Here is a 1,515-nt window from a genome sequence, read left to right on the forward strand (position 1 = left end):
CGGAAAGTGTCAAGGCGGGTGAGACAGATTCCGTCAGGCGGTCTGTATGAGGGCCTCCTGTGAGGGCTGGTTGATCCAGGCGGCCTCGGGCAGCTTGGGCGCCTGGGGTCGGCGGTGGCCGAAGCGCTCGGGACGGGCGGCGTAGGCCGCGTCCAGGGTGGCCTGGCGCTGGGCGCGGACCTGCCCGGCGGTGCCGAAGTGGACGCTGGCGGGGGTGTGCAGCCCGATCCCGCAGTGGCGGTGCTCGTGGTTGTAGTAGGCGAAGAACTGCTCGGCGAACGCGCCGGCGTCGGCCAGGGACCCGAAGCGCTCGGGGAAGACCGGGGCGTACTTCAGCGTCTTGAACGCCGCCTCGCTGTAAGGGTTGTCGTTCGACACGTGCGGGCGGGAGTGCGACCTGGCCACCCCGAGGTCGACGAGCAGCTGAGCGACCGGTTTGGAGGTCATCGAGGTCCCGCGGTCGGCGTGGATCGCCTCCGGCACGCCATGGATGCCCATGGCGTGCTCGAGCAGGTTCTTGGCGATCTCGGCGTCCTCGCGGGCCGCGATGGTCCAGCCCACGACGAACCTGGAGAAGATGTCGAGCACGACGTACAGGTCGTAGTACACGCCCCGCTCCGGCCCCTTGAGCTTTGTGATGTCCCAACTCCACACCTGCCCCGGCGCCGTCGCGACGAGCTCGGGCCGGGTCCGGGGCGGGTGGCTCGCCTGCCGGCGCCGTTCCCCGGCCATGTCGTGCTCGCGCAGGATCCGGTGCATCGTGGACATCGAGCACAGGTAGGTGCCCTCGTCCAGCAGCGTGGCCCAGACCTGGGCGACCGACTTGTCCGCGAACCGCTGGCTGGTCAACACGGCCAGCACGTGGGCCCGCTCGGCGGCGGACAGCTTGTTCGCCGGTGCCGGCCGCGGTGTCCGTGGACGTGGCGGTGGCGGGTTCTTGGCCCGGTAGTGACTGGCGCGGGAGCGACCCAGCAGCGCGCACGCAGCCGCGGTGCCGACGTGCTCGGCCAGCCCGTCGACGGCCGGGTTGATCACCGCGGCGACCGCGGCGGCTTGTCCGCGCTCTCGGAGAGCGTCTCCAAGAGCGCGTGTGCTTTTCCCATCAGGTCCAGCGCCGCCCTGGTCTTGGCCAGCTCGGCCTCGGCCTTCTCCGCCCGGGCCCGTAGCGCCTGCAGCTCCCGCTCGCGCCGGTCCCGCGGCTTGCTGCCCAGCCCGGACAGCGAGCCGGCGGCCGCGGCCTTGCGCCACTCGATGATGTGGGAGGTGTACAGGCCCTCCCGGCGCAGGATCTCCCCACGCCCAGAGCGGTCCGCGGCGTCGTACTCGGCCAGGATCGCCGCTTTGAACTCGGCGGTGAACGTCCGCCTCTTGGGCCGGTCAGCACGAGGAGCCATAGCCCCATCATCGGTGCCGACGTCAGCAACCGTCATCGTCATCTCAGTATTGGTCCGTTCTCGCCCCGTGCAGTGCGAAGGTCAGCAGTGCTGGTGTCTCACCCCATCCTGACGCACAGGG

Annotated in this window: 1 protein-coding gene; it reads right to left on the reverse strand. The window is 70.6% G+C overall.

The window, feature by feature from the left end:
• Positions 1-33: 33 nt before the first annotated feature.
• Positions 34-1,430, reverse strand: a protein-coding gene (locus tag CJ226_RS17750) for an IS3 family transposase (RefSeq protein ID WP_370428832.1) whose coding sequence is annotated in 2 segments (ribosomal slippage) — positions 34-1,094 and positions 1,094-1,430 — 1,398 coding nt in all. Because the reading frame shifts where the segments join, the coding sequence is not laid out codon by codon here.
• Positions 1,431-1,515: the final 85 nt, after the last annotated feature.

The organism is Microbacterium sp. UMB0228, assembly GCF_002871415.1.
Lineage (GTDB): Bacteria > Actinomycetota > Actinomycetes > Actinomycetales > Microbacteriaceae > Microbacterium.